Below are 26953 nucleotides of genomic sequence, written 5' to 3' on the forward strand. Positions count from 1 at the left end.
CTGCTATAGAGTATATTCTGGTGTCCAGATAAATAATGGGCTGTAAGCATGGTTTTTGTGCATACTCCCAAGAAATGTGAATATGGTTGGAATACTTTTATTAACCCATGCCCCGCTGGGGTCGGCCTTTATGCAGGCCGCGGCGCATGTGTTTCGCGGCATGCCAGAACATTTTGAAGCGATTGATGTTATCGCTGACCAGAATATTGATGACGTTAATCGCCTTGCAAAAGAAGCGATTAAACGTCTCGACGCTGGTACAGGTGTGCTGGTCATGACAGATGTGTTGGGCGGTACACCGTCGAACTGTTGTCGTCAGTTAGGTGAGCCTGATCAGGTGGCAACCATTGCCGGCGTTAGCTTGCCGATGTTGCTGCGCGCTATTACCTATCGTCACGATACTCTGGATGTAGTGGTGGAGATGGCTTTGGCGGGCGGGCAAAATGGCGCTTTGCGAGTGGATAACCGGGTAAGGCTTTCTCCTAACTGAGTAGGTAATTGAGGTTGTCAGTAAGTGGATAAATACGGTTATATGTACGGTTATAGGTAGGTTCAGATTCAAGCTAATAAACCAATAAGGTCGTTCATTATGTCGAGTAAAGTGAAAATGCAATGATCCAACAAGAAATTGAAATCGTAAATAAGCTGGGCCTGCATGCACGAGCATCAGCAAAATTCACTCAACTGGCGGGCAAATTTAAGTGTGAGGTCTGGCTCACCCGCAATAACCGCCGGGTCAACGGTAAATCGATCATGGGCGTGATGATGCTAGCCGCAGGCAAAGGCAGCAAAGTCTTGCTGGAGACCGAAGGTGAGGACGAACAAGCCTGTTTTGACGCCATGCTTGCGTTGGTGAATGACAAGTTTGGTGAAGGCGAGTAGTGAACATCGCTAGCGCCAAAATTCTGGCTGCTAAAGCCAACACCATTAGCTCGTAGCAAAAATAAAAAGAGTAAAAGGGGACACAACAGCATGGCATCATTTACATTGCAGGGCATCCCCGTTTCACGCGGTATCGCCATAGGACGCGCTCACTTAATGCGTCCCGCCGCGCTGGATGTCGAGCATTACCTGGTTGCCCAGGAGCAGATCGAATCAGAAGTGCTGCGTCTGCAAGATGCCATCGTTCAGGTCCACAAAGAACTACAAACCATCTGGGCCGATCTGCCATTGGATGCGCCGACCGAGCTTGGCGCTTTTCTGGATGTACATGCGCTGATCTTGTCCGACCCGATGATCTCTGAAGCGCCGCTAGAAATCATCCGCACCCGCAATTACAACGCAGAGTGGGCGCTGGTGACTCAGATCGATGCCTTGTCTGCGCAGTTTGATGAGATAGAAGACGACTACCTGCGTGAACGCAAAGCCGACATCCAGCAAGTTGCCGAGCGCGTGCTCAAAGTCTTAACCGGTAGCGCCAATGACTTACCACGTGACGCCAATGTGAATGAACGCCGCGGGAATATGATTGTCGTTGCGCGGGATATTTCACCCGCTGATATGATGCAATTCCGCGATGCGGCTTTCAGCGGTTTTGTGACGGACGAGGGTGGCCAAAACTCCCACACAGCAATCGTATCGCGCAGTTTGGGTATTCCCGCCGTGGTTGGTTTGGGCAACGCTTCTCATCTGATTCAGCAAGACGACTGGCTGATTATTGATAGCGACGCCGGTGTAGTCATCGTCGCGCCCTCGGCTCAGGTGATTGAGGAATATCGCAACCTGCTAGCGGTTTTACTCAAAACCCGTAAAAAATTAACCCGGCTCAAAAAGACCCCAGCCATTACCCAAGATGGTATCGAGATCACCCTGCTGGCGAATATTGAATTGCCGCAAGATGCCATCACCGCGATGGAAGCCGGTGCCAGCGGCGTTGGTTTATTTCGCTCAGAGTTTTTGTTCATGGGACGTACCGGCCACGAGCAAGAATTACCTACCGAGGAAGAACAGTTCGTCGCCTACCGCGATGCCGTGCTCGCCATGAAAGGCAAGCCCGTCACCATCCGTACACTCGATGTAGGCGCTGACAAACCACTCGACACCACCGATCACAATATTCTGAACCCCGCACTGGGCTTGCGCGCAATCCGCTATTGCCTGGCCGAGCCACAATTATTCCTTACGCAATTACGTGCGATTTTGCGCGCCTCCGCTTTTGGACCGGTACACATTCTGATCCCGATGATGGCGCACGCATTTGAGATTGATCAATCTCTGGCGATGATAGAACAGGCCAAAAAATCCTTGCTGGCAGAAGATAAAAAGTTTGATGACAAAGTCCCGGTCGGCGCCATGATCGAGGTTCCTGCTGCGGCACTCAGCTTGCCGATGTTTGTCAAAAAGCTGGATTTTTTATCAGTCGGCACCAACGATTTAATCCAATACACGCTGGCAATTGATCGCGCTGATCATGAGGTCGCCCATTTATACAGCGACATTCATCCCGCCATTTTGCAATTGCTGGCGATGACCGTCAGCGCCGCACAAAAGGCCGAAATTCCGGTCGCGATTTGCGGAGGTATGGCGGGTGATATCCGTTTGACGCGCTTGCTGATCGGGATGGGATTCCGCGAGTTATCGATGCCCCCGGCTTTGCTGCCAGAGATTAAACAAGAAATCCTCAATACCAATATCGAGTCCTTGCAATCTTTAGTCAAAAAGATTCTGCGTTCTTACGATCCTGATGTGATTCAAGAAAGTTTGGCTCAGTTAGCCATCGCCTGATTTGATATTGGGAATGGCTTAAAAAAAGTAGATTTACGCCGGATCTGCTTTTGCAGACAGACCTGACGTCGATCAACTTAACTCAACTAGACGGCATCGCCTCTAAATAAATGGCTATGTTTTCGATGTCTTGGTCTTTCAATCCATGCGCGATTGTTTTCATCAGCGCACCCTCAGGCCGCTGATCGGTATTTCTAAAGACCATTAATTGTTTCTTAGTATAGTCCGCATGCTGACCTGCCAAACGAGGGAATAGTTGCATGCCCTCAGCCTTAGGGCCATGACAACTGGCGCAAGCGGGAGTATTGCTTGCTGTAATGCCTTTTTCATAAATCGCTTTTCCTGCAATTAACAGATTTTCGCTGGACTTTTTCCCTGCAGGAGCACGCTGTTCAGAAAAATACTGCGCTAGCCCCTCAATCTGATTGTCTGTCAGACGTGCACTGATACCCCACATGTATTCATATCCTTCAGGGTCTGAACGGCCATGAGTTTTAAACGATTTCAATTGTTCAGTCAGGTAGAGTTTTGATTGCGCCGCTAAGTTGGGAAAAATCGGCGAAGTCGAAATACCGTTTACCCCATGACAATTTGAGCAAACCTGAAGCGCCACCGTTTTAGGTAATACTGTAGGATCGTCTAGCGCTCGCGACCTTTCCTCTGAAGTACAAGCACTTAAGAAAATACTAGTACCTAACAGGAGTAAGAGAAATGTATTGCTCTTACGGCGCCTCTGTTCCCCATGAAATTGGTGACGCAGATATGTTGCTTGTTCACGATTGATCATTTAATAGGCTCCCCATGCGTACAGAAAAAACGTATTGTTATCTTTCGCATTTCGTCCTGATCCGTCGTAATTAACAGATGCACCATGGAATCTATTGAATCGATAATACTGCGCACCAATTCTTAGATATTGTACTGGCGTCCAAAATAACTCTGGCACAAATCCTCGAGTATCCGGGTTACTGGCAGGATCAGGATATAAGATATTGTCGGATGTTCCTGTCGTACTGAAATAACTCAGGCTACCTCCATATTTGGCTCGGTAAATGTAGCTGGCTTTCATTTTTAGCTGATTCAGCGTGTTGGAAGCGTTTGCACTTACGCCAGTGATGTCTCCATTGTTAATGGTTTCGCGTACATAGCTGATTTGTGCAGTAACAGAATGGGGATCGAGTAAATATTGATACTGGGCATCCACTCCTCTGTCGCGGTACTTAATAGTAGGACCTGCAAGAGTCAGGTTATCAGGGTAGACATCAGTGTTCATCGCTAACAGGCCGACCATAGCACTATGCGGACCCCAATCGTGGCTAAGTGCCAAGCGAATGTAGGGATTAATTCCCTTTAGTTTGGTCTGATCAGTATTAGCTATACCTTTACTCAAAAAAGAGAATGAGCCGTTCGCAGTTTGATAACCCGAAATCTCAGCATATATAGTTTGATTTAAGAAAATATATGCACCAGTGCCTGCTACTTGCGAGCCTAGTTGTGTGATTATTGGACTAGCGTCGGCGCCGGTCACGCCAAAGCCAGTCGGAACATATTGCAACCATGCGGGAGCGGTGTTCCAAGGATCCGATATAGATGGATTGTTATTGACACTAAACCCAAAAATCAAATCCCGGTTTGCATCGATATATCGATCAGCGTAGCGCAGGTCAAAGTTATCTGATCCCCATTTGCCTTCCCATTGATTCGTATCTGTATTTTGACTGCTGTAATTGTTGTAAGTAAATTGAGCAAATATGCCGACATTATTTGTGATTTTGCCTGCCACAAAAACGCTACCTGTTTGAAAAAGCGCTACTGCATCTTTTGCAAACGCGGCGTCAGCGGTTGGAGTCGCACTTTTTGTATAACTTGCGACTGCCATCACTGCTAAAGGATTTCCTCTTTCACCTATGGTGTAACCAGTCATTTTGAATAGCCGCCCGTATGGCGTTAATTCAGGAAATTGTCCCCCGGCATGGCATGCAACACAGTTTTGTCCTGTCTGTCTGGCGAAAGAAGGTAATGCGTGTACTGAAGAGAGAATTAAAAAATTACAAAAAATGAATAGTATTTTGTAGTGCCAGTATTTAATTAAAGAAATGGGTTTCTCATGGGAGTTCATCGCTTGCCTTGCTCCTTCTGTTTGTTGTGTTCAACGTTTACAGTTTTTTTGACCAGGCGTTGCACCAGCCCACACTAGTTACCTGCTTTCCTGAGAAAAGTGCGCAACCTCCGGTAATATTCTCCGTTTTTCCTTGGTATAGAGTGCAATTACTGCACTGCTGGCTGGTAGCGTGCTTAGGATATTTTGTACCATCGACTTTATTACTATTTTCTTTGTAGCCCATAGACGAGGGCAGTGGATCCGTTTCATTAACCATCACAACTTGGGCACTGGCGTTTTTTAATAAAAAGGTAGCACTCCCCCAGCTCAGTTGGGCTATAAATTTTCTGCGGTTTGACATTTGATTTCCTAAGTAATAGCAAAGAAAGTGCTTGTTATCGAGTAATTATTGGATAGAGTGATCCGTGAGCGTCTTGAAAGTTACAATCAGCAAAATGCCATACCTTTAAGCATAGGCTCTACGAATGATCTTTCCTTGATCTAGGTCAAAAGCTGGTCACTAATGAGATGTTTGTGAACAGATAGGTCTGTGTTACGACATCAGACATGTTGCGTATCGGTCAAAGCCTGTATTTTTAGGTATTTACTTGTGAGTTATCGCTCTTAGAGAGAATGCTTTGACTTCGGGTCTGCAAATTATTTAGATAGTTTTCGCAGAGACCTTCCGAAGTCGCTAAACGAAATGACACTGACATATGCAGTGGCCACATCTGTTTGAGTGTGGGAGAGTGCTTTTAGTCATATACTCCAGAATAAATTATCTAAAAAGTGGATTTGTCCACGTATATAGGGGTAATTTTATATATACATATGGGGAGTATATGATTTGCATTTAAACTACATTTTAAATATTGAGCTCCCCATGTGAATATTGCTGTCACTATCAATTGCTTACAAACGTCGAAGTCATTAATCAGTACGGCGCGAAATTCTAACGCCTCGTACTTAAAACCTCGTTAGTTTTGCTTGGATACCATCGAGAGCGTTGAGTGAGACATCTCTGGACTTGTTCCGGTTTGACGCCACCGCGATACTTCGTTATCCTTCACCCATTGCGCCGATTTGAAATCAGCTTGCGGGCGCCGTTTTGGAAAACTTTCTGAAACAATAAATACGGCTAAAGCGAGCTTGAATGCCGCCTCTCTTCCTCATTCAGCCCTTCTTTTAGCCTTCCTGAATTAATGTAAAACGAGATGATTCTCGCTAGGAAGACGCATGACTACTGTACCGTCATCGACAACATCAGTTTCAACACCGGCATCGGCGCCACCAGTGCCAACAACGCCAACGTCATCAATCGGTTTTGTCACGCCGCAGACGATACAATTTGATCAGCCGCTGACTTTACAAAGTGGCGCAACGATCAGCGACTATCATCTGATGATAGAAACCTATGGCACGCTGAATGCTGACAAATCTAATGCTGTACTGATTTGCCACGCGCTCAACGCCTCGCATCATGTTGCCGGAGCCTATGCCGACGACCAAAAAAATATCGGCTGGTGGGACAACATGATTGGCCCTGGCAAGTCGGTCGATACCAACCGGTTTTTTGTGATCGGCATCAACAATCTTGGCTCTTGTTTTGGTTCCACCGGACCTATGCACAATAATCCGCAAACGGGCAAACCGTATGGCGCGGATTTTCCGGTGGTGACGGTGGAGGATTGGGTGCAAGCGCAAGCGCGGGTAGCGGATCATCTCGGTATACAGCAGTTTGCTGCGGTGATGGGCGGCTCGCTGGGCGGCATGCAGGCGCTGGCGTGGAGCATGTTATTTCCAGATCGTTTGCGGCATTGTGTCGTGATCGCTTCGACCGCTAAATTGTCAGCGCAAAATATCGCCTTCAATGATGTCGCACGGCAGGCGATTTTGACCGACCCGGATTTTTATGGTGGCGATTTTTATGCACATAATGTGGTCCCGCGTCGCGGCTTACGAGTCGCACGCATGATTGGTCATATTACTTATTTATCCAACGACGATATGGCGGAAAAATTTGGTCGTGATTTGCGTACCGGCGAATATCAATTCGGCTTTGGGATTGATTTTGAGATTGAATCTTACCTACGCTATCAGGCGGATAAATTTGCGGATTATTTTGACGCCAATACATATTTGTTGATCACGAAAGCGCTGGATTATTTTGATCCCGCCCGCGCGTTTGATGGCGATCTGAGTAAGGCGCTGGCAAAGACCAAGGCAAAATTTCTGCTTGCCTCATTCACGACGGACTGGCGATTTTCACCGCAATGCAGCCGGGATATTGTGCAGGCTCTGGTCAGTAATCAGCGCACCGTCAGCTACGCAGAAATCGATGCACCGCATGGGCATGATGCCTTCTTGCTCGACGACGCTCGTTATTTGAATTTGATCGCTGCTTATTTTGCGAATATCGACCAGGAGCTTGCATGAATTTTTCTGAACTCAGTCAGCTCCGCCCTGATCTGGCATTTATTGCACATTGGATCAAACCGCAATCGCGGGTGCTAGACGTCGGTTGTGGCGATGGTGTCATGATCGATTATTTAAAAAGCGATAAGCAATGCAGCGCCTACGGCACAGAAATCGCCGACGACAAAGTATTGGCGTGCGCCAAACGCGGCGTCAATGTGATTCAGCAAGATATGGAAAACGGCCTCAGTATGTTTCAGGATAATGGTTTTGATACCGTGTTGTGTTTATCGTCATTGCAAATGATGAAGCATGTAGAGCCTTTGCTGCGCGACATTGCCAGAGTAGGGCGCGAGGCGATTGTGTCTTTCCCTAACTTTGGTTATTGGCCGCATCGCACTGCGCTGCTACGCGGCAAAATGCCGGTGTCTAAATCCTTGCCCTACGAGTGGTACGACACACCCAATTTACGCTGCGCGACGATTTATGATTTTTCTGATCTGGCGACCGAAGTCGGTCTGGAAGTTTTAGAGTGCGTCGCTTTGCGTGAAGGCAAGCCGATACAATTCTTACCTAATTTGCGCGGTAGTTTGGCGGTCTTTAGATTGCGGAAGAAATGATGTTTTCATGCAGTGGCTACCAAGTATGATGCGTGATGATAGGTTCCTTTCTCGGCTCCAGTTCGGGCTTGTCCGTGTTCATTCTGCTGAGCCCTCCTTAGCTCTGGCTTGCGCTCGCGCGCAAGCCAGAAAATCGATAATTGGCGAGTGATGTCAAAAATTTCTAGTTCCCCAGCAAACCGCAAGCGTACCTTAGTAGATATGCTTCGCGAATTAAAGCAGCCGAAAGTAGCAGTAATGCTCGCGCTCGGCTTCTCGTCGGGCTTGCCGTTCCTGCTAACCGCTAATACATTCGGCTACTGGTTGCGCGATGCAGGCACTAGTTTGCTCGCCATTGGCTTTATTTCCTGGGTCGGCTTTGCGTATGCATTCAAGGTTTACTGGTCGCCTATTGTAGACAGGCTAGATCTTCCGCTGCTTGGGCGCTTAGGCCGACGTCGTGGTTGGATGTTATTGTGCCAGTTGCTGGTTGCTATAGGACTTCTCGGTATGGCGGTTGTTGGTACTAATGGTGGTCTCGCTGCTATAGGCGTGTTCGCATTGCTAACGGCGTTCGCATCTGCGACGCAGGATATCGTGATTGACGCCTGGCGCATCGAGGCGGCTAAAGATTCGGATGAAGTTGGCCTGATGACGTCAGCCGCGCAACTAGGTTACCGCATTGCGCTACTCGTGACTGATGCGCTCGTGATTGCGATGGCTGCGCGCTTAGGCTGGTCTCTGTCGTATGTTGCGATGGCAATGCTGATGGCGATTGGTGTAGTCGCGACACTCTTTGCTTTTGAGCCTGTTCGTGCTGACATCGTACTTACGAGCAAGCCACCGCTATGGACGCTACGGGGTCTCCTCGACGCAGTAATCGGCCCCTTCGTTGACTTTTTCGCCAAGCATAAGACTGCAGGTCTCTTGATGTTGCTGATGGTCGCGCTGTATCGGCTTCCCGATTTCGTAATGGGGCCGATGTATAACCCTTATTACCACGACCTCGGACTGACAAAGGATACAGTTGCGTTTGTACGTGGCACTTTTGGACTGGTTGCGGTATTCGCGGGCATCGCGGCGGGTGGCCTGAGTGCCGTGCGGCTCGGCATGATGCCGACTCTGATCGTAGGACTCGTAATAGAAGGTGTCGGAACCGCAGCTTTTGCGCTGCTGGGCATGCATCCTGAACCGACCTTGTTTGCCACTGTGATGACGCTCGATAGCTTCGCGCAAGCATACGCTGGTGTCGCGCTAGTCACTTACATGTCGAGCCTCACGAGTCTGGGCTATACCGCCACGCAGTATGCGTTGCTTTCGTCAACCTATGCTTTGCTGGGCAAGTTTCTTAAGGGCTTTTCCGGTGCTGCGGTAGAGGCTCTAACTCCCACTTATGGGCTGCTCGATGCGTACGCCACTGCATTCGTCGCTACCGGCCTTACTGCAATTCCGCCGCTCATCTTGCTCGCATTATTGTGGCGGATTCAGGTGCGCGCAGCTCGTAGCGCATAGGTGGACTTTTACCGGTAGCACTTGGCTATCTGGTCAATGTGGTTAGCCTGTCGGTCGTGGTTTTCACATTTCGGCACTCACCTAAACAACCTATGAACGTTAGATCGCTAATTACACGATTAATGCTATGAAAAGATACTTCATACTGCTGATTTTCTTTATTCTGACAACAAACTGTCAGGCGCAAAAAAATAGCGACCAGGATGGCGTCAAGGTTGGTGAAATGTCGATCTTTCGCAAATTGGGTGGCGGTTTAGAATCCAAAGCGGCTATGCAATATAGCCAGACGATGCAGCAAGCTCAACAGCAAAATGCCCTAGCGCTAGACAGCAACCCACAACTGATACGTTTACGTGCAATCGCCAAAGCCTTAATCCCATTCGCATTGCGCTGGAACGAGCGTGCGCCGCAATGGAAGTGGGAAGTCAACTTAATCGGTTCCAAGCAAATCAACGCCTATTGCATGCCTGGCGGCAAAATCGCGTTTTATACCGGCATTCTCGATACACTCAAATTGACGGACGATGAAGTCGCTATTGTCATGGGACACGAGATTGCGCATGCCTTACGCGAACATGGCGCAGAGCGGGCGGGCAAGGCGGCTGCCGCCAATTTTGGTATCAAGCTGGCAGAAATCGTAGCGGGTGCAAAAGGCTATGATCCTAACGTGGCAGGTTCTGTGGCAGGCGGTCTCGCCAATGTTGGCATGCTGAAATTTTCCCGCGACGACGAGACCGAAGCCGATGTGGTCGGATTAGACATCGCTGCCCGTGCTGGTTACGACCCGCGCGCAGGTATTGCGCTTTGGAAAAAAATGGCAATGGTCAATAAAGGTGCGCCACCACAATGGCTATCTACCCATCCTGCTGGTCAAAATAGAATTGCTGAAATTCAACGCCATTTGCCAGAAGTGTTACCTTTGTTTGCCAAGAAACAAGGCATTCTCCTCGCTAATCTGCCGCCTTATCGAACGAATATCAAAACTATCCCCGCTATTAATTGAGACAACTGCTTACCTAAGCAGCTTGCCTAGCGGCTCATGTGCTTCGCACATCTGTGGTGCTAATTTGACTCAAAAGTCCAAAAAGTCGCATTTATGACACGTTTTAATGCGAATTTAGTACCTGTCATCAACTGTTCATAATTGAATGCCAGACTTTGCTTACCCAAAATTTTGTGTGCTAGACTTTATTTCAGTGAATGTATATCTGGTAAGAAAGTGTAAAAATCACCCGATATTTGTCTCAGCTTAGTTTTTGCTGAAAGGCACTCCAAAGCGTGGCACGTTCTCTGCTTTTAATAAAATTATACGATGATGTTCTCCTCTGTAGCAGTATGGAATTTGTAGCCAAAGAATTGAAAAACAAAATCCGGATGCAGCCCTTATCGTTTTTTTTAGTTGGTAAAGCAATCGTTTGCGCGTTTTGGAATTAAAAGTTTTTAGTTACAAAGCAATCGTTTGCGCTGATCGAAATTGGAATGTTTTTTGTGCAATTTTTCTTCTAAAACGAAGAGTTTGTTGTGATGATGCAACGCTCCTTATGTCGATTGGAAGATATTTTCAAATTTTTGATCCGCTTTTCGCTGTGTTGAAATTGCTCGTAAATAAAAGCGGAATAGATTGTTTTTTTAGTAACTTAAATTGGTATCAGATGTTTGTTTAAATAGTTTTTCGTGCATTTTTTATATCTATTAGTAAATTCCAAAAAAAACCTTGATCAAGGAGTAGTAAATGAAGCAATCAAGAAAACTTTCATCGACATTCCCATCGCGTTTGTCGATGGTTGCTGTCGCTTGCCAGTTGGTTTGCCTGAGCATGTCTGCTTATGCGCAAACAGCACCAACAGCAGAATCAAATGAACCAGTCGATCCAAATCGCGTCACGATCACTGGCAAAAAAGTTGGTATGGGTCTGATGGTGCAAGAAATAGCGCCCAAAGCGCGTAGTACAGTGACCGCAGAAGAATTGTCAAAACAGCGTCCAACTGGTAATGCTTACCAAGCGCTTGAATTGATGCCAGCGGTTAATAGCTATAACTATGACGCTACGGGTTTGTTCGGTGGTGGTTTGACTTTGCGCGGTTTTAACAGCGATCAGATCGGTGTGACTATTAACGGTGTGCCTGTCAATGATTCAGGTAGCTTCTCTGTGTTTCCGCAAGAGTTCGTTGATCAGGAAAACACTTGTACGCAATTTGTTACTCAAGGTTCTACGGACGTAGATTCACCACAAATTGGTGCTACCGGCGGTAACATTGGCATTACAACTTGTGATCCGGCTAAGCAACGAAATATACGTATAATGCAAACTTTGGGTGGTTTATCGCTCTCCAAAACGTATGTTCGTTACGATACTGGTATGTTAGATGAGCGTTCACGCATGTTCATTTCGGTGTCGCATGCTCAAGCCGATAAGTGGAAAGGTCAAGGCGGTGCTAACCGTGATCACGTCGATTTTGGCTTCCGCACTGATTTTGATCGTTTTAATTCGATTAACGGTACGATTTTGTATAACCGCGCGATTAATCAAAATATTAGTACTTTTAATTTAGCGGACTTAGCGAAGAACGGTTACTACTACGATTACTCTACTAGTTTCATTGGACACGTTCCTCCTAGCCCAGGCAAGGCTTCTAGTGATCCGAACCAAGCGAATGCTGATACTTACTACCAGTTGACTAAAAATCCATTCCAAAATGTAATCGCATCTGTCGTCGGCAAGTTCCGGATTGGTGAAAATACAGACCTTAAGATCATCCCTTATTTTTGGTACGGCTATGGTACTGGTGGGGTCCAACAACGTTTGCAGGCAGAGAATGCCTTCCTGAATCCCGCCACGGGCAAAAATACAGCTACTGTTGATTTGAACGGTGACGGCGATACTTTGGACAAAGTTATTGTTGCTAACAGCAGCGTTACACGTACTAACCGTCCTGGTATTACAGCTTCTTTGACACACTCATTTGCTAATCATCAGTTACTAGCGGGTTTCTGGATTGAGCGCGCTGTACATGAGCAGTTTGGACCGATGGTTGCCGTTGATGCAAATGGCAACGCGAACGATATTTGGCTGAGAGAGGGTCGTATTACTCGTCCAGACGGCACTCCATTTGAAAGTCGTGATTGGAAGACGATCAGTACCGCTTATCAATTCTTTGCACAAGATACAATCAGTTTAATGGATGATAAATTGTCACTGAATCTTGGTTTGCGTGCGCCGACCATGAAACGTGATTTTACAAATTACGCAAGCGAGGGTGCTGGAGTTGGTTATAACATTAAGAGAAACTACTCTGAATTGTTGCCACAACTAGGCGCCCGTTATCAGATTGACTACAACAATTCGATTTTTGCTAGCCTCGCGCGCAATATGAAGGCTCCGCCAAATTTTGTTTATTCAAATTTGCCTGTAACTAATGGCGTCGCTACATTGCCTATCGATGTCAAAGCTGAAACTTCATACAATCTTGACGTTGGATACCGTTTACAAAGCGATAAATTAACTGCTCAAGCGACAGTATATGCAGTGAATTTCCAAAATCGCCAAGCAACAGCTTACGATCCAACTACAAATACAAGCAGTTTGGCTAACGTGGGTAAAGTGAAGACCCATGGTTTTGAAGTTGAATTAGGTAATACTCCAATCAATGGCTGGTCGTTCTACAGCTCATTGGGTTATGCGAAGAGCGAGATTCAAGATAACTTAGTCGTCAGTTCAACGGCAACTTTACCGACTGCAGGTAAAGAAATGACTTTGACGCCTAATTGGAAAGCTGGTCTGAGCGCACAGTATGAAACTAGTGTTTGGTATACGCGAATGACGGCTAAGTACACAAGCAGTCAACAAGCAACAATGACTAACGACGAACTGGTGCCTTCTTATACTTTGCTTGGATTTGACGCTGGTTACCAATTCCCAAACACAACTTATTTGAAAAAGCCAACGTTGCGCCTCAATGTTAGTAACTTGACTAACGAGAAATATCGTAATCCATCTAGCTTTAACGTAACCAATGCGCTGCCCTATGGCACTGCTGCGGCAAAAGGTGTTTTCTATTACTTAGGCGCACCACGTTTCATGTCTGTCACTTTGTCTGCTGATTTCTAACCAGTCAATGCAAGACCGGAGGTTGCGATGCGCTTAGGCTTAGTCGCAACTTCTTCAGTATTTGAGCCTGCAATCATGCTTAGCGCGATTGCAGGCTTTTTTCATTTTTTGTAAGGATGGATATGTTAACGATGAAGTCGGTACCAGCATTGATGGTCTCATTACTGCTAGTTGCCTGTGCGGTGTCACAAAAAACACAACAATCAGGGCTGGAGTCGGCACAACAGTCAATCGCTGCTGGCACAAGTGAAATTACGATCTTTAGTATCAACGATTTTCATGGCAATTTGCAGTCTGATAAACCTGTACCTTATTTGGCACCGGTGGCACCGGTAGAACATGGGCACGATCACGGTGAGGCCATGACCACGCCCGCCGGCGGTTACGCTTATCTGGCCGCACTTTTAAAACAGCGCCGTCTGGTAGCACCTGCCAGTATTTTTGTCGGGGCCGGCGATCTGATGGGCGCATCGCCTATCGGTTCTGCTTTGTTAAAGGATGAGCCGGTGATTGAGGCTTTTAATCAAATGGGCTTATCAGTTACTTCGGTTGGCAATCATGAATTCGACGCTGGCCGTGCTGATTTATTGAGCAAGATAAAAGGCGAGTGTCCGCTGAGCGGCTGCCCATTCCCAGGTTTTTCTGGCGCCAAATACGAATATATTGCTGCCAATGTGATTGATACTCAGACAGCTAAATCCTGGCTCAAGCCCTATGTGATTCGCCAGGTCGGTGATGTCAAAATCGCTTTTATCGGTGCGGTTACTTCCGACACGCCCAATTTAGTCGCAGGCGACGGTGTAAAGGGTTTGCAGTTTGAGGACGAGGCAACGGCGATCAATCGTTATGTGCCCGAGATTAAACAGCAAGGCGTCTCCGCTATCGTGGTGCTGATCCATGAGGGTGGTAATTATAAAGGCGATGCCAATGATGCAAGTTATGCATGCGATGGTTTAGACGGGCCGATTATTGATATCAGCAAAAAGCTCGATAAAGCAATCAACCTGGTGGTCTCCGGGCATACCCACCAAGGATACACCTGCAAAATCGACGGTCGCTTAGTCGTACAGGCACGCAGTTACGGTGCTTATCTCACAGAAACCAAACTCATTATTGACCGCGGCAGCAAGCAAGTGATTGCTAGTAGCGCCACTAATTATCTTGTGGATCAGCAGAAGCTAAAACCTGATCCGCAAGCGCAGCAGTTAGTGGATAAAGTCGCAGCATTGACCACAGAAATCCGCCTGCGCCCGGTTACAACGCTAGCCGCACCTTTAAAGCGTGAGAGTGCTAAGGGTATTTTTGACAGCAGTTTGGGTAATGTTATCGCCGATGCGCAATTGAAGTACGCGCAAAATAGTGGTCCAGCAGATATTGCCTTCATGAATTCGGGCGGTATTCGCAGTGACTTGCCGTCGGGTGCGGAGACCAAATCGGTAGCCGTGACTTTTGGCGATATCTACGCATCACAGCCATTTGGTAACAATCTGGTTCGTATGAGCTTATCTGGAGAGCAGATCATGGCGGTTTTGCAGCAGCAATGGCAAGGACGCGAGGCGGATAATCCTAAAAAGTTATTCGTTTCGAGTAGCTTTAGCTACCGCTGGAGCGCCGCTCTGCCACTACCCCAGCGGGTGCAAAATATTCTGATTAATGGCAAACCTCTGGAATTGGCAAAAATCTACAAGGTCGTTGTGAATAGTTTTCTGGCCGATGGTGGCGATGCATTCACTATGTTTAAGCAAGGACAAGATCGCCAACTGGCCGGACGTGATTTGGATGCACTAGAAACTTATGTCCGCGCCGAGGGTGGCAAACTGGCTACTGTGGCGACAGACCGTGTCAAACGAAGTGAATAGATTAGCAAACGATTTTTGATCTATTTTAGATAATAGAGGGAGTATTAATAGTTAAGCTTAGATTGTCCAATGATTATCTGGACAATCTAAGCTTGATATCATATACATACAGGGAGTATTTTTTCTTAAAGACAGCTTTATGCGTATTCGATAATCAGTGGCGCGTGATCTGAAAAGCGCTGGTCTTTATAGATAGCGGCTGTTTTTGCTTTAGCCGCAATGCCCCCCGTTGCTACATGATAATCAATTCGCCAACCGACGTTATTCGCCCATGCCTGGCCACGATTGCTCCACCAGGTATAAGCCTCCCCAGTCGTATCCGGATGCAAGCGGCGATACACGTCAACCCAACCTTGTTCATCAAACAAGCGCGTCATCCATAAACGTTCCTCCGGCAAAAAGCCGGAATTCTTTTGATTACTTTTCCAGTTTTTCAAATCAATTTCTTTATGGGCGATATTCCAGTCACCACAAATGACTAATTCACGTCCTTGGGAAATCAGATCTAGTAAGTGCGGGTAAAACAAGGCCATAAACCGGAATTTAGCTTCTTGCCGCTCAGGCGAGGATGATCCTGAAGGGCAATATACTGAGATTATCGACAAGTTACCAAAGTCGCAGCGCACATAGCGCCCCTCAGCATCAAATTCAGGACTACCAAAACCAATCTCTACTTTATCTGGCGTAGCTTTGCTATACACGCCAGTACCTGAATACCCTTTTTTCTCAGCGTAATGGAAATTCCCATGATAGCCGTGAGGCATCAAAAAATCTGCCGTCATATCGTCAGCTTGTGCCTTCAGTTCTTGCACACAAACAAAATCTGCTTGCTGTTGCTGCATCCAGTCAAAAAAGCCTTTTTTCGAAGCAGAGCGTATGCCATTCAAGTTTGCGGAGATGATTTTTGTCATTAAAATAAGGAGAAAAGTGAATTGAATGGTGAATAAGATAGCAAATATTGAGAGCTGATTAAAGAGGGTACTTTTAGAGTTTGTTCCAATAACAATATTGCTTTATCTTCGTGTGGTGATCTCTGAGGACTAATCTATATAAGTAATATGAAAAGTCCTCTAAATTACTATGAGATTGTCTGCTTGAAACGATCTTATCTTGTCTGTAACTTGCCAATATTATTTAGTGAGACTTTGCAAATTCGTTTTATCATATTACAAAATGCGTCTCAGTAAATTTTGAACGATCTTAGGAAGACATTGGAGTTATTTTGAGTAATTTACAACAAGAATTTATAACATTTTCTGTAGAAGCCGGGGTTATCAGTTTTGGCAATTTTATTACCAAGGCCGGACGTAACTCCCCTTATTTTTTTAACGCTGGCTTGTTCAACGATGGCGCTAATTTAGGTAAATTAGCTTCATTTTATGCAGATACTTTGCTTGAATCGGGTATTGAGTTCGATATGTTGTTTGGTCCTGCTTACAAAGGTATTACTTTAGCATCTGCTACTGCGGTTGCTTTAGCAGGCAAAAACCGTAATGTCCCATTTGCGTTTAACCGTAAAGAAGCAAAGGATCACGGCGAAGGTGGAACGATAGTCGGCGCAAAATTGCAAGGTAAGGTTGTGATCATTGACGACGTTATTTCCGCAGGAACCTCCGTGCGTGAGTCAGTAAAAATGATACTTGAAGCAGGAGCTCAGCCTTGTGCTGTCCTGATCGCGTTAGACCGAATGGAGCGATCTGGGAAAGATGATACGTTATCAACTTATTCGGCAGTGCAAGAAGTGAGTGCAACTTATGATATACCGGTACTCGCTATCGGCAATCTGAACGATTTATTTGAGTTTTTATCCAAATCAGATGCTAATCAACAAATAATGCAATACAGAGATGCCGTAGCTACTTATCGTCATCGTTACGGCGTAAGTTAAGTCTTAATAATTTTTCTGCTTACGTTAAGATATTCTGGCATTTTTTCAAAGCGAACAGTCCAATCATTATTTTGACGAAAGCGTGCTATTTCTATTGGATCTGCGCTCACATTTGAAGACTCTTCCCACAATTTTTTCCAGTCAATACCGCTGTAAATTTGAGCCACACCCGGCTCATTGAGCCGGTTAACCATGCTTCCAAATGCGGTAGACCAAACAGGAATTCCCAGAGCCCGCAATTCGTAATATTTGATAGGATCAACAGATCTGGTCAATTGATTATTTAAAAATGGAATTAAACCAACCGTAAAGTTTTGGCAATGACGAATAGCATCTTCTACCGTACACGCGGGCAGTAATTCAATATTAGAGGGTAAGTGAGATGGAATATAGCCCGCACGAGGGCCAATTAATTTAACACGTAATTGGGGCAGGGCGTTCGCCATCTCTATGACTAGTCTCCAGTCAAACCAGGTAGCAATTGTTCCAATGAAACCAATAACTTCTTTTTGCGATCTGGCAGTGGAAAATGCGGGCAGTCTCTGCATATCGTAGCCATTTGAAACCAGCTTTATAGACACTCTTGGAGAGTATTTTGCTAGTTTTCTAATTAGGGTTTCTTCGCTACAAAATAAGTAATCACACCGACCTGCCAAGGTATCTTCTGTACGCTCCATAGAGTAACGCGAGAGACCGCTATAAAAAGCCGGAAAATCGTCCATCACATCCATGAAACTAATACGCGATTGCAGATTCTCAACAGCCCACAATGCAAGGCGGCTGGGACGTCCAATGCCAATGTCCCAGCTTAGATCAATGTCCAAGCTAGCTATGTTTGCCTTAATTTTATGCCAGACAAACCAGTCATTAACGCGATTGAAAAGAGGGATTGGTTCTATAGGCAGACCGCCTGGACGCAGTACATGCAGCTGAGGTAGCAGGGGTTCTGCTGCGTGCTTCTCCTCAGCTTGTGTTGAGCGAGCTACATCAGACCACCGCGGCAGTCTTGTAATTGTTGGATCTATCCAATGAATTTCATCGTACACATTTTCTAATAACGACCTCACCATGTAATGAGGTCGTTGCCAATAACTTTTATATGGTACTGGAGCGAAATAGAGTAGACGCACGACTATACGCTGAAAGCTTTTTTCAGCACTTCGGTAATTCTTTCGCTTGCGAGCCCATCTCCATAAGGGGACACCCCTCTGGCTACTTGTTTGTAATAAACAGGGTCGTCAAGAAGACGTTGAGCCTCGCTTACGATCGTATTAAAATCAGTGCCTACTAATTTAACTACGCCTTGTTCTACCGCCTCTGGACGCTCTGTCTCACGTCTTAATACCAACACAGGCTTAGCTAGTGCTGGCGCTTCTTCTTGAACCCCACCAGAATCGCTCAATATAAGAAAAGCTCGTTTCATCGCTGCCACAAACGGCAAGTAATCCAAAGGAGAACACAAATGAATACGCGAGTTATTACCTAATAACTGGTGAGCCATCGTTTGGATATTTGGATTCGGATGCACTGGATACAGTACTTCTACATCTGGATTATTTTCGACCAAATGGATGATCGCTTTACAAATTTCTTGAAACGGCTCACCAAAATTTTCACGTCGGTGCGACGTCACTAAAATCAGACGTTTGTTACTGTCCAGATTTGCCAGTGATACGTGATTTATTTCATCTCGCTTCACTACATCCAGTAACGCATCAATTACTGTATTACCAGTTAAGTGGATGTCCTCGCTCAAAATGCCTTCCCGTATTAAATTCTGACGTGAACCTTCTGTAGGCGCAAAGTGCCATTTTGCCAAACGCCCAGCAACAATTCTATTCATCTCTTCTGGGTAGGGATTCCAAATGTCGCCAGTTCTTAAGCCCGCCTCAATATGTCCAAATGGAATACGATGATAGAAGCAACTGAGTGCAACACTCATTACCGTCGTTGTGTCACCTTGCGCTAAGACCGCATCAGGCCGTTCTTCTTTGAAGACTGTATCAAGCTCTGTCAATAATTTTGCGGTTAGAGAAGATAGTGTTTGATTTGGTTGCATCACATTCAAATCACGGTCAGGAACGATTTCAAACAATTGCAGAACTTGATCCAGCATTTGGCGATGCTGCGCCGTAGCTAGCACTTTCACGTCAACCCAAGACTCTTGAGACAGGCGCTTAATTACTGGCGCCATTTTGATAGCTTCTGGTCGCGTACCAACCACGCAAATTATTTTTTTCATATGATCTATTTGTTCAGCAAGTCGTGAACAATTAACTGTTTAATAAAAGATTTTTACCTGTATATCGGAACGGTCATAGTCTATAGGTATGCGGAATCCATGTGCCCCATTTTGCTTCATAAATCGCTTTGTTTCGTACAAATAATTCTTGCTTTCGCTCTTGTCCTAGTTTATTGAATGAGGCCGATAAATTATGATGAATAAACACATCATCTACACAAACTATTCTATGTCCGGCTTGCTCAATTCGACGGCAATAATCATCATCCTCAAAAAAGCCAAGGCCAAACGCCTCATCTAATCCGCCGATTTTTTCATAAGCTTCTCGTGTAATCATGACGCAGAAAAATGCGAGGGTATGAATATCAAAAGATTCACCTAAATGCGCCAAAGTATATTCTTTTGCTTTTGCCGGCATTTCATCCAGTGAGGCATAATCAATATTAATTTTCGCTTCGTTGCCAATATTATTAGTGACAGGGCCAATGAGACCAATAGTGCTATCTTTTTTGCAATGACGTAACAAACCTGCCGCCCAGCCCATAGTCACCACGGTGTCATTATTTAAAACCACAAGATAATCACCTTTAGCTGCTGCAAGTCCTTGATTATTAGCTTTTGAGAATCCAGTATTATCGTCGTTAAGAATAAGCTTAACGTCACCTCGGTTTTCGGCAAATTGCCTTAAATATTCTGGTGAGCCATCAGATGATGCGTTATCAACAATAATGATTTCATAACGCACGCCAGTCGTATTTGCGTCTATGCTATTCAAGCATAGTTTTGTCAAATCTAAATTATTATATGTGACGACAACAATACTCACTAAGGGCGGAATACTTTTTTCTAAGGCTAATTCAAACTCTTGAGCGCGATGAACCCAAGTTTGTTCACTAGCAAATTTGACTCGTTTTCTACGAACATTAGCATTAGCGGGTTCTTCTAAGGCCTTAACGCACATGTTGATAAATTCTTGAGTATCCTTTGCAAGATAAACTAATTTATCCATATCTTTTAGCTCAGGTAAATTCACACTTACAATTGGTTTGCCAGAGCACATGTACTCGTACACCTTCACCGGATTAGTTGCTAGTGTGAGGTCGATGATTTGGAATGGCAAAAGACAAACATCAAAAGAATATAAATAATATGGCAAAGTTTTATAAGATACCTCGCCTGTCATCTTTATATTGTTAAATCGGCTGAATTTTTTTGCTGCTCCACAGGTGTCATTCCCGACTAGTAAAATTAAGCAGTCGGGTAAAGCAGCCGCGAGTTTTTCTATGATTACACAATCGAACCAATCCGCTATAGCACCAAAATAGCCTATGATTTTCCTATGTTCTGGATCTTCAAACCGAGTTTCAGGTGGTTGATTAAAGTGTTCAAATTCACATGCATTACGTACGATAGAAATATTTTTATTTTTATCTTTTGCAATGTCATACAGCCAGTCTGATGTAACAATTAAGGTATCAGACTCTCGCATAAGAGCGCGTTCAGCAGCAATGGCGTCTGGTGGCGAGTCACCAAATCCCTCATGATGATCCATGCAGTCGTAGGCCATATGACTGTTAGGTAGACTACGCGCTAGTGGTAACCAGTATGGATGTTGTACAACAGAAATAGCATTTTTAGTAGATGCGTATATTAAAAGTTGTGCTAGTCCTTGCTGTAATTGATGTAAAAGCGCACCACTTGCATGAGATGTGTAAATGGGAGCGGCATTATTTGCATGAAAACGAATCTGGAATACATTTGGATGCTCTGGAATAGCATCAATCTTAAAGCCCGACTTTTCGTCGTTGATTAGTTCAGAACTAACATAGAAAACTCTATGCTGACGCTTCGCAAAACCTAGTGCGAGTTGCTGTGGTCTCTGGAAGCGGAAATGCCAGTCAATTACCCCCCAAAAGAAGACATCCTCAGGTTCAATAATAATTGAGTTTTGTGCTTTGTTCTGGTTTATCGATAACGGAACAAAATGGCTTTCCACCCGTTGCATAGAAGGAGGAGGTAACAGTGTTACAGCCGTTTCAGTTGGTAAAGCCAAATTTCTAAAATAACCTGTCATTCCGACTTTATCAAGTGCAGACTGTACAGGGTAAGGAAGTATGCGATAAGTATCACGTAATTTAGAGCGTAAGCCTTGAGACTGAGATTGCCCACCAATTTTTTTTATCCACCTGAGTGGTCGAGTCAAGCGCCACGAGGTAGATGCCCACAACTCCTCTATGCGTCTGTTAGCATTCTGAAGTTGCCCACTTAAATCATTTAAATAATTAGTATTTGCAATTTGCAACTGATGCAAATTTTGATTTTCAGCTGTCGACGATGCAAGGTCTTGAGTCAGTTTAAACGCAAGCGCAGAATAATGATCTTGCTGCTGCTGATACATATTTACTAAAGCCAGGATTTTTTCTTGGGCCGCACTTTCACAAGAGCTGATTGTATTTAATTGCCCTTTAAGCTCAGAAACAAGTCCGGCATAATGGTCTTCCTGTTGCTGATATAGAACTACTTGCTGAGCAATTTTTTCTTGTGCAGATTTTTCTTGTAAGTTGATTGAGGCAAGATTCGAATTAAGTTGAGAAACAATCGCTGAATAATGATTTTCTTGTTGTTCATACAAAGCTACTTGCTGGGTAATTTTTTCCTGCGCAGATTCCTCTCTCAAAATCACTGCTTCAAAATCGGATTTGAGTTGCGCTATGAGCCTAGCGTAGTGGGTTTCTTGTTGCTCGTGTAAGGCTACTTGCTGAGAAAATTTTTCTTGTGCCAACTTCTCTTGAGCATGTAATTCGTCAAGCTCCTCTATGAGTTGATAAACCAATTCAGAGTATTGGTCATCTTGTTGCTCATACATATCAGCCTGCGTTGCAATTTTCTCTTGAGATAGCTTCTCTTTAATTTCAAGTGTGCCTATGTCGTGTTTAAGCTTCGCTATTAACTCAAGATGACAAGCTTCTTGCTCTTGGTATGTGCTTAATTGTTGCGCAAATTTTTCCTGAACTACTTTTTCCTCGGTGATTGCAGTCTCAATTTTAAGCTTGAGTTCAGCTACTAATTCTGTGAAATGGGCTTTTTGTTGTTGGCCCAAATTAGTTTGCTCGGCAACTTCTCCGACATATTGTTCTTCTTGTTGTTGAAACAGCGCAACTAACTCTGCAATTTTTGCCTGAGCCCTAATTTCTTGATCTCCTAATTTTTCTAGGTCCTGCTTAAGTTGTGTAATACGCCCAACATAATGAGTCTCCTGCTGTTGATACATTTCAACTTGGCGCGCTATTTTTTCAGCGTACTGGCTTTCCTGTTGCTGATACAAGGCAACTAAGTGAACAATTTTTTCTTGAGCAGCCTGCTCTTGCACTCTTAGTACTTCAAGATTTTGGTTTAGGTTTGTCACAAGTGTTGCGTAATGAGTTTCTTGCTGTTGGTTAATAGAAATAAGATGAATAATTTTTTCTTGAGAGTCTTTTTCGCTAGCAGCTAATAACTCAAGCTCGTCCTGGAGTTGCTTTACAAGACCAGCGTAATGATCTTCTTGTTGTTGGTATAAATCAACTTGATGGACAATTTTTTCTTGTGCTGCTTTTTCTTGTACGTCTAAGTTTGAAAGATCAGATTTAAGCTGATTAACTAGCTCCGCATAGTAGTTCTCCTGCAATTGGTACAAACCAAGCTGCTGAGCAATTTTTTCTTGAGCAATTTTTTCTTGCGTAGTTCTTGTCTCTAAGTCATGCTTTAGTCTAGAAACCAGCTCAGAATAATGATTTTCTTGCTCTTGATGCAAATCTACCTGTAAAACAATTTTTTCTTGCGCTGCTTTTTCTTGAGCATCTAATGTTTCGAGATCGTGTTTAAGCTGAGATACTAATTCCGAATAGTAACTTTTCTGTTGCTGATATAAGCCCACTTGTTCTGCAAATTTTGTTTGCCCGATTTTCTCTTGTTCGTCCAATGTTGCAAGATCTAAGCTTAGTTTGGCGATTTGTTCAGAATAATAGTTTTCCTGTTGTTGATACAATTCTACTTGGTGATTAATCTTCTCAATATATTGATTTTCTTGCTGTTGATGCAATTCAAGCAGTTGAGTTATTTTTGTTTGAGTATTTTTTTCTTGAATATTGACTGATTCAAGTTCTCGTTTGAGTTGTGATACAAGATCTGAGTAATGGTTCTCTTGTTGTTGATACAGGATTACTTGTTGAGCGATTTTTTCCTGAGCGGCTTTCTCCTGCGCGCTGACGGACTCTAATTCGCGTTTCAGTTGAGTGACGATCTCAGAGTATTGATTTTCTTGTTGTTGATATAAACCTACTTGTTGAGCGATTTTTTCCTGAGCGGCTTTTTCCTGCGCGCTGACGGACTCTAATTCGCGTGTAAGTTGAGCGACAACTTCAGAATAGTGGTCTTCTTGCTTTTTATATAAGGCTATCTGTTGAGAAATTTTTTCTTTAGCAGTTTTTTCTTCATAGTTCGCTGACTCAAGGTTGTTTTTCAGCTGAGTGACAAGCTCTGAGTAATGATTTTCTTGCTTTTGGTACAAATCAACTTGTTCTGCAATTTTGTCGAGGGCGGTCTTTGCCACGTCCTCAGTTTTAGATAAAGTGTCTTTGAGGCGTTGCAACTCCTCAAGTTGTCGAGTATTGATAGCGCGCGTTTCATCATTCAATGACTCAGCTCTTGCAACTGTCCCAGCCTCTGTACTCGCAAAAGCTTTCACAACATATTGGTAATCGTTCCCGTAAGGATTTGCATTTAGCATTGCCTGTTGTGACTGGCTAAGATCAAGCCAGTTATGACCTAATTCAGCTGACTCAGGGAGCATATTAATCGCATGCCATTCGCTAGGTAAAAAGCCAGTAGCTAAAAGTGCTTTTTCAAAATCGTGACGCGTAAAGAAACGCAAGTGCGTCCGATCTAATAGCCCTCTTGGTTGATATGGAAACCGGCCGCTAATCAGCGAAGCCAATATCGAATTATGACCAACATTGGGAATAGAAATAATAATGAAGCCAGTAGGAGCTAAAAGCGTGCGCGCATTCTCCAGGCATTGCCATGGATTTTTTAAGTGCTCAAGCACATCAGCGGCAATAATTACGTCAAATTGTTGACCTTGAAATTTATTGAGCCAATCATTTTTATCTAAATCACCTTCAACTGCGATGTCGCATACCCTCTGCAGAGAAGCAACACATTCAGGATCAAGCTCGACTGCACTCACAAGGCAATGAGAATGTCGCTCCAGATAACGCAATATAGTTCCAGGCCCAGGCCCTAGCTCCAATACACGTTTATTTTTACCCGTTAGGCGAACGACTTCCGCAGCCGCAGTCCGTTCATCAATATTAATGTCATAGGAATAGCGTTGCGCTACCGACATGATGTTATTTGTATTGGTCTTCATTTTGGCTCAACTAAGTTGAATTGTCCTTGGTCTGGGTATATTTCTATCATCCCACTTTGCACTGCCAGCGTAGAGCGGAAAGGGTACGCTTCGTGAACCCAATGGTGCATCACATGATCTCGTGCTGAACCTTCGCCAGCTGCAACACTAATCATATAGTCGCCCAATGTTAAACCAGGAATGCGGAAATAAAAAGATGTTACAAGTTTTTGGCCGGCTTTTATAACAGGTAATTTCATATTGAACTGTTCAGAATTACCGCCAAATAAGACCTGACCTAAACGATCTTTAACCGAAAACCCAACCAATGGATGTTCAATTAATCGGTTCGCCTCTACGCAGATATCTAGCTGAACGCTTGTCTCTCCGTTGATTTGCAAAACTGGCAAATTTTCATCATTTACTAAAATACAAGACAGGATAATGACCCCACCAACGCCGAAGTCATGCTCCGATGCTGTTAAAGTATTTGTAGCAGCTTCTTGATATTTAGATATTAAAAAGTCGTTAGCATTACTTACTTTGTCTTGTCTCTTCTCATATTGATTTTTCAGATAATATTCGGTTACTGTTTTGGGGTCTCCATTGGCCAAGACTTGCCCGTGCTCTAAGAGGATGGCTCTATTACATAAACTAACCACGCTGGCGCTATCATGACTCACGAACAGGATAGTCCCTTGTTCTGAGAATTCTTTAAGGAAGCGCATGCATTTTTGGGTAAAAAATACGTCACCCACCGCTAGCGCTTCATCAATAATTAAAATGTCAGCATCGATATTTGCGATAACTGCAAAGGCAAGCCTGACAAACATTCCGCTAGAATATGTTTTAACTGGCTTGTCAATGAATTCGCCAATGTCTGCAAAAGCTTCTATGGCGGGCAATTTATTTTCGATTTCTTGTAGGCTTAATCCGTACAAAGCAGCATTAAGGCGTGCATTTTCCCAGCCAGTGAATTCAGGATTAAATCCAGCCCCCAGTTCAAGCAAAGCTGCTAACCGCCCATTAACCTCAATTTGCCCGCATGACGGTGTCAGTGTCCCGCAAATAATTTGCAATAACGTGGACTTGCCAGAACCATTTTGGCCGATAACACCGACAACTTCTCCTTTTGTTATTGTGAGGTCTAGCGCCCTTAACGCCCAGAAACGGCTTTCCGCTTTTGATAGCCTTAATTGATCTAAAAATTTGCTAAATGGGCTGCCCGATAGGGAATATGCTTTCCCAATTCCTTTGGCAGAAATCATAAGCTTAGAGGACATCAGCAAATCCTCTTCTTAAAATGTTGAAACTAAAATATCCGACATAAAACATAATTAAGGACATGCAATAAAGGACCAACCACGAGAATAAATCCGGTAATTTGTGCCAAAATAGCAAATTTCGCATGGCTTCTATTATAAATGTTAAAGGATTCATCATTAGCCATGATTGAAAAGCCTCTGGTAGTGCGCTTATGGAATAGAAAACCGGACTTAAAAACATCAACGCACTTGTTAGTGCAGGTATAACTTGTTCGAGGTCGCGGAAATAGGCTCCGATCGAGGCTAAAAACCATGTGATTCCGGCTAGACACAACAAGTAGGGAATTAGCAACAGGGGCATAGCGAGCCAATACACTGTAATTTCAAGCGGTGAAAACAAGACAAAGCAGGCAAATACGGTGAAACTCATCAAAAAATGGAAGGCACCAACAATTACAGGAATCATTGGCAATACCTCTAACGGAAAAACTACTCTTTTTACATAGTTAATATTGCTTAAAATAATCGTCGGAGACTTTGACAGGCATTCCGCAAGCCAATTAAATACAATTAATCCAACATATAAAATTAAAGCAAAGCTTAATTTTTCCGACAAGGTAGTTGGTGCTGGGGCAGTTCCCCATCGTGATTTAAAAACCTCACCGAAAACGAAAGCATAGATCGCCAGCATCATTAGGGGGAGTAGGAATGACCAAATCAGACCCAGCATTGAGCCTTTGTACTTAGATGTTAAATCTCTCTTGCAGAGTTGCCCTAGTAAGACACGATGTTGCCATAAGCTAAGCCATGGAGAACTCAAGTTGTGAAAAATTGAAGCAGTAGAAATCATC

General features: G+C 44.4%; 19 protein-coding genes. 10 read left to right on the forward strand and 9 right to left on the reverse strand.

All coding sequences use genetic code 11. The features are described 5' to 3' along the window. The first annotated feature begins 82 nt into the window (after positions 1 to 82). From RGU72_RS16850 to ptsP, 3 genes are all read left to right on the forward strand, one after another. Entirely contained in the window at positions 83 to 490 is a 408-nt protein-coding gene (locus RGU72_RS16850; RefSeq protein ID WP_322120835.1) for a PTS fructose transporter subunit IIA, read from the forward strand. Between the two features lie 122 nt (positions 491 to 612). Next, entirely contained in the window at positions 613 to 882 is a 270-nt protein-coding gene (locus tag RGU72_RS16855; RefSeq protein ID WP_322120836.1) for an HPr family phosphocarrier protein, read from the forward strand. 90 nt (positions 883 to 972) lie between these two features. Then, a complete protein-coding gene (gene ptsP / locus RGU72_RS16860) occupies positions 973 to 2724 on the forward strand; it encodes a phosphoenolpyruvate--protein phosphotransferase (RefSeq protein ID WP_322120837.1) in 1752 nt (583 codons plus the stop codon). 82 nt (positions 2725 to 2806) lie between these two features. Here the strand turns inward: ptsP and RGU72_RS16865 are convergent, their stop codons facing one another. From RGU72_RS16865 to RGU72_RS16875, 3 genes are read right to left on the reverse strand one after another with little or no spacing between them, the layout of a single operon-like run. Beyond that, positions 2807 to 3511, reverse strand: a complete 705-nt coding sequence (locus tag RGU72_RS16865; RefSeq protein ID WP_322120838.1) for a c-type cytochrome — start codon at positions 3509 to 3511, stop codon at positions 2807 to 2809. After that, positions 3512 to 4843, reverse strand: coding sequence for a cytochrome C (locus RGU72_RS16870; protein WP_322120839.1), 1332 nt, complete (start codon positions 4841 to 4843; stop codon positions 3512 to 3514). It abuts the gene before it with no gap. Between the two features lie 37 nt (positions 4844 to 4880). Next, on the reverse strand, positions 4881 to 5186 hold the full coding sequence (locus RGU72_RS16875; protein ID WP_322120840.1) for a high-potential iron-sulfur protein: 306 nt from the start codon (positions 5184 to 5186) through the stop codon (positions 4881 to 4883). 875 nt (positions 5187 to 6061) lie between these two features. Here RGU72_RS16875 and metX point away from each other — a divergent pair. From metX to RGU72_RS16905, 6 genes are all read left to right on the forward strand, one after another. Continuing rightward, positions 6062 to 7261 (forward strand): homoserine O-succinyltransferase MetX, encoded by a 1200-nt coding sequence (gene metX, locus RGU72_RS16880; protein ID WP_322120841.1) that lies wholly within the window; start codon positions 6062 to 6064, stop codon positions 7259 to 7261. After that, the gene (gene metW / locus RGU72_RS16885; RefSeq protein WP_322120842.1) at positions 7258 to 7860 is read left to right on the forward strand and encodes a methionine biosynthesis protein MetW; all 603 of its coding nucleotides are present in this window, start codon (positions 7258 to 7260) and stop codon (positions 7858 to 7860) included. Before metX ends, metW begins: the two co-directional genes overlap by 4 nt. A gap of 150 nt (positions 7861 to 8010) precedes the next feature. After that, complete coding sequence (locus RGU72_RS16890; protein WP_322120843.1) at positions 8011 to 9351, forward strand: AmpG family muropeptide MFS transporter; 1341 nt, start codon at positions 8011 to 8013, stop codon at positions 9349 to 9351. Between the two features lie 127 nt (positions 9352 to 9478). Beyond that, a complete protein-coding gene (locus tag RGU72_RS16895; RefSeq protein ID WP_322120844.1) occupies positions 9479 to 10354 on the forward strand; it encodes a M48 family metallopeptidase in 876 nt (291 codons plus the stop codon). Positions 10355 to 11083: 729 nt separating this feature from the next. Further along, positions 11084 to 13459: a TonB-dependent receptor gene (locus RGU72_RS16900; RefSeq protein ID WP_322120845.1), complete on the forward strand. Its 2376-nt coding sequence runs from the start codon at positions 11084 to 11086 to the stop codon at positions 13457 to 13459. Between the two features lie 122 nt (positions 13460 to 13581). Then, positions 13582 to 15318 (forward strand): bifunctional metallophosphatase/5'-nucleotidase, encoded by a 1737-nt coding sequence (locus RGU72_RS16905; RefSeq protein WP_322120846.1) that lies wholly within the window; start codon positions 13582 to 13584, stop codon positions 15316 to 15318. 137 nt (positions 15319 to 15455) lie between these two features. Here the strand turns inward: RGU72_RS16905 and RGU72_RS16910 are convergent, their stop codons facing one another. Continuing rightward, positions 15456 to 16229 carry an exodeoxyribonuclease III gene (locus RGU72_RS16910; protein WP_322120847.1) on the reverse strand — a complete coding sequence of 258 codons (774 nt, stop codon included), beginning with the start codon at positions 16227 to 16229 and terminating at the stop codon, positions 15456 to 15458. Between the two features lie 311 nt (positions 16230 to 16540). On the opposite strand from RGU72_RS16910, the gene pyrE reads away from it, so the two are divergent. Continuing rightward, on the forward strand, positions 16541 to 17206 hold the full coding sequence (pyrE, locus tag RGU72_RS16915; protein WP_322120848.1) for an orotate phosphoribosyltransferase: 666 nt from the start codon (positions 16541 to 16543) through the stop codon (positions 17204 to 17206). Here the strand turns inward: pyrE and RGU72_RS16920 are convergent. From RGU72_RS16920 to RGU72_RS16940, 5 genes are all read right to left on the reverse strand, one after another. Continuing rightward, on the reverse strand, positions 17203 to 18276 hold the full coding sequence (locus RGU72_RS16920; protein WP_322120849.1) for a glycosyltransferase: 1074 nt from the start codon (positions 18274 to 18276) through the stop codon (positions 17203 to 17205). The genes pyrE and RGU72_RS16920 overlap by 4 nt on opposite strands. Positions 18277 to 18338: 62 nt before the next feature. Then, a complete protein-coding gene (gene wecB / locus RGU72_RS16925) occupies positions 18339 to 19448 on the reverse strand; it encodes a non-hydrolyzing UDP-N-acetylglucosamine 2-epimerase (RefSeq protein WP_322120850.1) in 1110 nt (369 codons plus the stop codon). 73 nt (positions 19449 to 19521) lie between these two features. Beyond that, positions 19522 to 24858 carry a glycosyltransferase gene (locus RGU72_RS16930; RefSeq protein WP_322120851.1) on the reverse strand — a complete coding sequence of 1779 codons (5337 nt, stop codon included), beginning with the start codon at positions 24856 to 24858 and terminating at the stop codon, positions 19522 to 19524. Continuing rightward, positions 24855 to 26120 carry an ABC transporter ATP-binding protein gene (locus RGU72_RS16935; RefSeq protein ID WP_322120852.1) on the reverse strand — a complete coding sequence of 422 codons (1266 nt, stop codon included), beginning with the start codon at positions 26118 to 26120 and terminating at the stop codon, positions 24855 to 24857. Before RGU72_RS16935 ends, RGU72_RS16930 begins: the two co-directional genes overlap by 4 nt. After that, positions 26110 to 26952 (reverse strand): ABC transporter permease, encoded by an 843-nt coding sequence (locus tag RGU72_RS16940; RefSeq protein WP_322120853.1) that lies wholly within the window; start codon positions 26950 to 26952, stop codon positions 26110 to 26112. The genes RGU72_RS16935 and RGU72_RS16940 overlap by 11 nt, the downstream gene beginning before the upstream one ends. Position 26953: the final 1 nt, after the last annotated feature.

The organism is Undibacterium sp. 5I1 (assembly GCF_034314085.1).
In the GTDB taxonomy this organism is placed as follows: Bacteria; Pseudomonadota; Gammaproteobacteria; order Burkholderiales; family Burkholderiaceae_D; genus Undibacterium.

What these genes read in the sequence shown, in the direction of transcription:
- RGU72_RS16865 (WP_322120838.1), bottom strand. Translation starts at nt 3,511, where the DNA reads ATGATCAATCGTGAACAAGCAACATATCTGCGTCACCAATTTCATGGG.
- RGU72_RS16930 (WP_322120851.1), bottom strand. Translation starts at nt 24,858, where the DNA reads ATGAAGACCAATACAAATAACATCATGTCGGTAGCGCAACGCTATTCC.
- RGU72_RS16895 (WP_322120844.1), top strand. Translation starts at nt 9,479, where the DNA reads ATGAAAAGATACTTCATACTGCTGATTTTCTTTATTCTGACAACAAAC.
- RGU72_RS16905 (WP_322120846.1), top strand. Translation starts at nt 13,582, where the DNA reads ATGTTAACGATGAAGTCGGTACCAGCATTGATGGTCTCATTACTGCTA.
- RGU72_RS16850 (WP_322120835.1), top strand. Translation starts at nt 83, where the DNA reads ATGGTTGGAATACTTTTATTAACCCATGCCCCGCTGGGGTCGGCCTTT.
- RGU72_RS16870 (WP_322120839.1), bottom strand. Translation starts at nt 4,843, where the DNA reads ATGAACTCCCATGAGAAACCCATTTCTTTAATTAAATACTGGCACTAC.
- ptsP (WP_322120837.1), top strand. Translation starts at nt 973, where the DNA reads ATGGCATCATTTACATTGCAGGGCATCCCCGTTTCACGCGGTATCGCC.
- RGU72_RS16900 (WP_322120845.1), top strand. Translation starts at nt 11,084, where the DNA reads ATGAAGCAATCAAGAAAACTTTCATCGACATTCCCATCGCGTTTGTCG.
- RGU72_RS16910 (WP_322120847.1), bottom strand. Translation starts at nt 16,229, where the DNA reads ATGACAAAAATCATCTCCGCAAACTTGAATGGCATACGCTCTGCTTCG.
- RGU72_RS16935 (WP_322120852.1), bottom strand. Translation starts at nt 26,120, where the DNA reads ATGTCCTCTAAGCTTATGATTTCTGCCAAAGGAATTGGGAAAGCATAT.
- metW (WP_322120842.1), top strand. Translation starts at nt 7,258, where the DNA reads ATGAATTTTTCTGAACTCAGTCAGCTCCGCCCTGATCTGGCATTTATT.
- RGU72_RS16875 (WP_322120840.1), bottom strand. Translation starts at nt 5,186, where the DNA reads ATGTCAAACCGCAGAAAATTTATAGCCCAACTGAGCTGGGGGAGTGCT.
- wecB (WP_322120850.1), bottom strand. Translation starts at nt 19,448, where the DNA reads ATGAAAAAAATAATTTGCGTGGTTGGTACGCGACCAGAAGCTATCAAA.
- RGU72_RS16855 (WP_322120836.1), top strand. Translation starts at nt 613, where the DNA reads ATGATCCAACAAGAAATTGAAATCGTAAATAAGCTGGGCCTGCATGCA.
- RGU72_RS16890 (WP_322120843.1), top strand. Translation starts at nt 8,011, where the DNA reads ATGTCAAAAATTTCTAGTTCCCCAGCAAACCGCAAGCGTACCTTAGTA.
- metX (WP_322120841.1), top strand. Translation starts at nt 6,062, where the DNA reads ATGACTACTGTACCGTCATCGACAACATCAGTTTCAACACCGGCATCG.
- RGU72_RS16940 (WP_322120853.1), bottom strand. Translation starts at nt 26,952, where the DNA reads ATGATTTCTACTGCTTCAATTTTTCACAACTTGAGTTCTCCATGGCTT.
- RGU72_RS16920 (WP_322120849.1), bottom strand. Translation starts at nt 18,276, where the DNA reads ATGGTGAGGTCGTTATTAGAAAATGTGTACGATGAAATTCATTGGATA.